Source organism: Streptomyces sp. BR123, assembly GCF_013401435.1.
Lineage (GTDB): Bacteria > Actinomycetota > Actinomycetes > Streptomycetales > Streptomycetaceae > Streptomyces.
The window spans coordinates 1-5442 of the sequence record NZ_JACBGN010000400.1 but is presented as its reverse complement, the minus strand read 5'-3'; the positions used below and the strand labels follow the sequence as shown (position 1 = coordinate 5442).

Annotated in this window: 5 protein-coding genes; all 5 read right to left on the bottom strand. The window is 75.6% G+C overall.

The annotated features are described in order from the left end of the window. Positions 1–217 precede the first annotated feature (217 nt). A complete protein-coding gene (locus tag HYE82_RS33670; protein WP_179178016.1) occupies positions 218–1003 on the bottom strand; it encodes a 4'-phosphopantetheinyl transferase superfamily protein in 786 nt (261 codons plus the stop codon). Between the two features lie 34 nt (positions 1004–1037). After that, entirely contained in the window at positions 1038–2429 is a 1392-nt protein-coding gene (locus HYE82_RS33665) for an alkaline phosphatase family protein (RefSeq protein ID WP_179178015.1), read from the bottom strand. Beyond that, a complete protein-coding gene (eboE, locus tag HYE82_RS33660) occupies positions 2426–3625 on the bottom strand; it encodes a metabolite traffic protein EboE (protein WP_179178014.1) in 1200 nt (399 codons plus the stop codon). The genes HYE82_RS33665 and eboE overlap by 4 nt, the downstream gene beginning before the upstream one ends. 21 nt (positions 3626–3646) lie before the next feature. Beyond that, positions 3647–4519, bottom strand: a complete 873-nt coding sequence (locus tag HYE82_RS33655) for a TatD family hydrolase (RefSeq protein ID WP_179178013.1) — start codon at positions 4517–4519, stop codon at positions 3647–3649. A gap of 261 nt (positions 4520–4780) precedes the next feature. After that, the coding region (locus tag HYE82_RS33650; RefSeq protein ID WP_218783357.1) for an EboA domain-containing protein at positions 4781–5442 on the bottom strand (662 nt) is incomplete at its 5' end.

The window sequence follows — 5442 nt, the reverse complement described above, 5'->3', positions numbered from 1 at the left end:
GTGGGCATCCGTGCGGTGGGTTGGGGCGGCCCCCGCTTGGCCGTGCGTCGGGGCACCGCCCCGAACCTGCGCCTCGAACGCCGACGGGGCCGGATGTGCCCCCGGCCCGGACGTCGGCCTGCGGCCCGTGTGTCGGGGCGCCGCCCCGAACCCCGCGCCTCAAACGCCGGCGAGGCTGGATTCGCCTGGGGGCCGCTTCGGGGCGTCGGCCGGATGGCTACGGGCGGTGGCGGTGGATGGGGCCCAGCGGGGTGCCGTCCACCGGGCGGGCCAGGGAGGCGGACCAGTTGCCGTCGAGGTCGAGGTCGTCGACCTGCCAGCGGGTCACCTCGCCCTGGTAGCCGTGCACCACCTCGACCGGGCCGGGCACGCCCGGGGTGACGTCGAGGGCGTTCAGGTCGATGCCGAGCAGGCCCAGCCCGACTCCCTTGAGCACGGCCTCCTTGCGGGTCCACACCCGGTGGAAGGCGGCGGTCCGTTCGGGTCCGGCGGGCAGCGACATGATGTACGCGTACTCGGCGGGCGCGAGGACCACGTCGGCCAGCGAGCCGGACTCGACGGGCCGCAGGGCCTCGATGTCCACGCCGATCCAGTCCCCCGCGTGCAGCCCCAGCACCCCGCACCCGTTGGTCCGGGTCAAGCTCACCGCGAGCCCGACGGCCGGGTCGGCCACGGCCGGCGGGCCGTGCTCCAGGTCCCCGCAGCCGGGGCAGACCCGGCGGCCGAGGGCCACCGTACGGGCGTCGACGCCGAGCAGTTCGCCGATGGCGCGGCGGGCGCCGGCCCGGGTGCGGACGAACGCGGCGGCGTCCCGCTCGGCGCGGTAGCGGCGGGCGCGGACCTGCTCGACCTCGTCGAGCAGGTCGAAGTCGTCCTGGTCGACCCGGTCGCCCAGCGGCCACCACCACACGTGGGCCTCGCCGGTCTCCTTGAGCCGGGCCGCCTCCCGTGCGGCCGGTTCCGGCACGTCCACGCGGGGCGCCGCGAGCAGCTGACTGGTCATCGGGTTCCTCCTCTCCCCCTTCGGAGGGGCGTCGTCAGGTCAGTCCGCCGAGGCGCAGGAGCAGGTCCTTGACCTCGGTGGCGTGGTAGCGGGCCCGTTCCTGTCCCGGGTCGGAACACAGCAGGAGCGGCCCGTCGCGGTCGTCCCCGGGCAGCCGGCCGTGGCTGCCGCGGACGCAGCCGGGGTCCAGGGGCACCACCCGGAGCGGTGCCCGCAGGCCGGCCTTCTTCTTCAGCACGGCCAGGGCCGCCTTCGCCTTGGCCGCCGGGTCGGCGGGGTCGAAGAACAGTTCGGCCGGGTCGTAGCCGGGCTTGCGGTGGATCTCGACGCCGCGCGCGAAGTCGGGCGCGTGGCGGTCGTCGAGCCAGTAGTAGTACGTGAACCAGGCGTCGGGCTCGGAGACGGCGACGAGCTCGCCGGCGTTGGGGTGGTCGATGCCGTAGTCGGCCTGCCGGGTCCGGTCCCAGACCTCGTCCACGCCGTCCAGCGCCTTCAGTACGTCGCGCACGCGCGGGATGTCGTACGGGTCGGCGACGTACACGTGGGCGGCCTGGTGGTCGGCGACCGCGAACGCCCGGGAGGTGTACGGGTCGAGGTACTCCATGCCGCGCTGGCGGTAGACCGACAGCAGGCCCTCGCGGCGCAGCGCGCGGTTGATGTCCACGGGCCGGCTGACCGGGGAGATGCCGTACTCGCTGAGGGCGACGACGGTGGTGCCGCGCTCGCGCAGGCCGGCGAGGAGCGGGCCGAGGGCGGCGTCGGCCTCGCGGGCGGCCCGGACGGCCCGGGGGCTGTCGGGGCCGTACCGCTGGAGGTCGTAGTCGAGGTGGGGGACGTAGATGAAGGACAGGTCGGGGTCGCGGGTGTCGGCGACGTGCCGGGCGGCGCCCGCGATCCACCGCGTGGAGGTGAGCGAGGCGGTCGGCCCCCAGTACTGGAAGAGGGGGAACTCACCCTGTAGGTCGGTGAGTTCGTCGCGGAGGGCGGCGGGGACGGTGTAGCAGTCGGGGGCTTTGCGGCCGTCGTGGTGGTAGACGGGACGGGGGGTCAGGACGGTGTCGGCGTCCGCGCCCATCGCCCACCACCAGCACAGGTAGGCGGTGGTGTGGCCGGGGTCCCGGCGGCGGGCGGCCTGCCAGACCTTCTCGCCCTGCACCAGGGCGTTGTGCTGGCGCCACATCATCACTTCGCCGTGGTCGCGGAAGTACCAGCCGTTGCCGACGGCCCCGTGGGCGCGGGGCAGCAGGCCGGTGGTGAGGGTGGCCTGGACGGTGGCGGTGACGGCGGGGAAGACGGTGTCGAGGGGGGCGGTGAAGCCCTCCTCGCCGACGGCCCGCAGGTTCGGCATGTGGGGCAGCAGGCGGGGGGTGAGCCCGACGGTGCACAGGACGGCCACCTTGCGGGTTCCCCGGGTGGATCCGGTCATGAGCGGGTCTCCTTCCGGGTGGCGGGCGCGGCCGGGGCCAGGCCGAGGCGGGTCAGTTCGCGGCCGGTCCAGGACAGCTCGGCGGCGATCCCGCGGGCGAGGCCCTCGGCGCCCACGGGCCGGCTGCCCTCGGGGAGCACGGACCAGGTGTACGTCTCCACCTCGATGTGGTCGGTGACGGCGTGGTCCCCGCCGAACAGGGTCCGCAGGGTCTCGCGCAGCACCGGGCCGGTCGAGGCGAGCGGCGGGGCCGGCTCCTCGTGCAGCGGCACGTGGTAGTGGATCCGCCAGGGTGCCCGGCCGGGCAGCGCCCCTGCGAGGGCGGGCCCGAGGTCGTCGGAGCCGAGCAGGGCGGCGCCGGCCGGGGCCGCCTCGCGGGTCTGGTGCAGGAACCGGGGCTCCGCGAAGGGGGCGAGGGCGTCCCGGACCTCCGGGTCCGCCGGGTCGGCGGCCTCCAGGGCGCTCGACGCCTGGACCTTGACCACCGGGAGTCCGGCGGTCAGCAGCCGTGCCACGGCGGTGCCCGGCTCCTCGTGGGCGACGGCGAGGTGGCAGACGTCCAGGCAGAGCCCGATCCGGTCGTGGTCGGCGTCGGCGAGGAGCCGGACGGCCTGTTCGGTGGTCTCCGCGACGCAGCCCGGCTCGGGCTCGACGGCGACCCGGACGGTCCGGCCGGTCTCGGCCTCGATCCGGCGCAGTCCGGCGGCGAGCGCGTCCAGCTGGCGCATGGCGGCGGCCTTGCGGGTCCGCGACCAGGCGGTGCGCCAGGCCAGGGGCAGGGTGGAGACCGAGCCGCGCTCGGCGTCGGCGGGCAGCAGCCGGGCCAGGATGCGGGCCAGGTTGAGGGTGTAGTCGAGGCGGGCGGGCTCGGACCAGTCCGGGTAGTACACGGCCCGCTTGACGACGGGCGCGTGGAAGCCCCGGTAGGGGAAGCCGTTGAGGGTGACGGTTTCCAGGCCGCGGGCGGTCAGCTCGCGGCGCAGGGCGGCCACTGCGGCCGGGTCGGCGGCGAGGGCGGCGGCCGCGTCCTGGGGCAGCCACAGTCCGAGGCCGATGACGGGCTCGTCGGCCGCCTTGCGGACGGGTTCGGCGTAGGTGGTGAGCTGGTCGGTGATGCCCTCCAGGGTTTCGGCGGGGTGCACGTTCGTGCAGTAGGCGAGGTGGACGGCGGTGCCGTCGCGGTGGCGGAAGCGCATGCGGTGTCCCCCGGGCTCCGGTCAGTTCCCGCCGCGGGCGATGGAGTTGCCCGCGTACAGGCCCGCGGCCTGCGCGTCGGCCCGGACGGATCGCGGCGCGCCGTCGAACCCGAGACGGCCGGACTGCCCGTAGAAGGCGACCGGGTTGCGCCACAGCACGCGGTCGACGTCGTCCTCGTCGAAGCCGGCGGCGAGCATGGCCTCGGCGGTGGCGCGGGTGAGGAGCGGGTCGCTGTGGCCCCAGTCGGCGGCGGAGTTGACGAGCATCCGCTCGGTGCCGTGCTTCTTCAGGATGGCGACCATCCGGTCCGGGGTCATCTTGGTGTCGGGATAGATGGAGAAGCCCATCCAGCAGCCGGAGTCGTGGACCTCGGCGACGGTGACCTCGTTGAGGTGGTCCAGGACGACCGTGCCCGGGTCGATGCCCGATTCGCGGACGACGGCGAGGGAGCGGGCGGTGCCGCCCGCCTTGTCGCGGTGCGGGGTGTGCACGAGGGCGGGCAGGCCGAACTCGGCGGCGAGGCCGAGCTGGACGGCGAAGGCGTGGTCCTCGGCCTCGGTGACGGTGTCGTAGCCGATCTCGCCGACGGCGACGACCCCGTCCTTGGCGAGGTAGCGGGGCAGCAGGTCCAGGACCGGGGTGCAGCGCGGGTCGTTGGCCTCCTTGGGGTTGAGGCCGATCGTGCAGTGGTGGGCGATCCCGAACTGGGCGGCCCGGTACGGCTCCCAGCCGAGCAGCGCGTCGAAGTAGTCGGTGAAGCTGCCCGGGGAGGTGCGTGGCTGACCCAGCCAGAACGCGGGCTCGACCAGCGCACGGACGCCGGCGGCGTGCATCGCTCGGTAGTCGTCCGTGGTCCGGGACGTCATGTGGATGTGCGGGTCGAAGATGCGCATGGCCGGGCTCCGGGAGGGATTCGTCGTCGGGTCAGTGGTCGAGGGTCGCTGGTGCCGTGGCCGGAACGGTTTGCCGCCTCGCGGCGTCCGGTGCATGGGGCCTCCCCAGGCCCGCAGGGCCGAGGGGACGCATCGCAAGGCGGAGGGCCGCGGCTCGTACTGGACGTACTTGCGCGGTCCGACAACGCGGCGAGGTGCCGTGCCTGGGGGCACCTCCCAGCGGTAGCCGGGGGAGCGTCGCGAGGCGGTGAACCCTTCCGGTCACGGCACCAGGACCCACAGGTCGGCGGGGACGGGGCGGCCGGCGGCGCGGCGCTCGGTCGCGAAGGCGCGGGCCATCCGGGCCAGTTCGGCGTCGCGGCGCTCGTTGAGCCCGGACACCCTCGCCAGCGGGATGCCGGTGAACAGGCACTTGAGGACCGCCTGCCGCCAGCGGTACTGGTCGAGGTGGGCGCGGGCGTACGGGCCGAGGGCGGCCGCGATCAGCCGGTTGTCGTTGGTGCGGACGGCGTCGTCCGTGAGGTGCACGGCGCGGTCGCCGACCGGCAGGAACGGCAGGGCCCGCAGCACCCCGCGGCGCTCGGCGGCGTCCCCCTGCGCGTACCGGTCGGCGGCCTCGGCGGCCAGGGCCGCGCCGGTGGTCCCGTACCGGGTCAGGGCACGCAGCAGGAGGGTGCGGACGGCGTCCTCGACGGTCCAGCCGGCCCAGCCGGGCAGGGGGCCGCGGCCGTGGTCGCGGCCGGCGGCGGGGAAGCGGCGGTCCAGGGCGCGCGGGCCGTCGGCGGCGACGGCGGCGAGGCCGGCGGCGAGCCGGGGGCGGTGCTCCTGGTCCAGGGCGGAGCGCAGGGACTCCTCCAGGGTGCGCAGGGTGAGGGCGTCGTGGACGCAGGCGTCTGCGGGCGCGGAGCGGGCAGGGGCAGGGG

Coding starts and splice junctions, on each gene's coding strand:
- HYE82_RS33670 (WP_179178016.1), bottom strand. CDS start 1,003: ATGACCAGTCAGCTGCTCGCGGCGCCCCGCGTGGACGTGCCGGAACCG.
- HYE82_RS33655 (WP_179178013.1), bottom strand. CDS start 4,519: ATGCGCATCTTCGACCCGCACATCCACATGACGTCCCGGACCACGGAC.
- HYE82_RS33665 (WP_179178015.1), bottom strand. CDS start 2,429: ATGACCGGATCCACCCGGGGAACCCGCAAGGTGGCCGTCCTGTGCACC.
- eboE (WP_179178014.1), bottom strand. CDS start 3,625: ATGCGCTTCCGCCACCGCGACGGCACCGCCGTCCACCTCGCCTACTGC.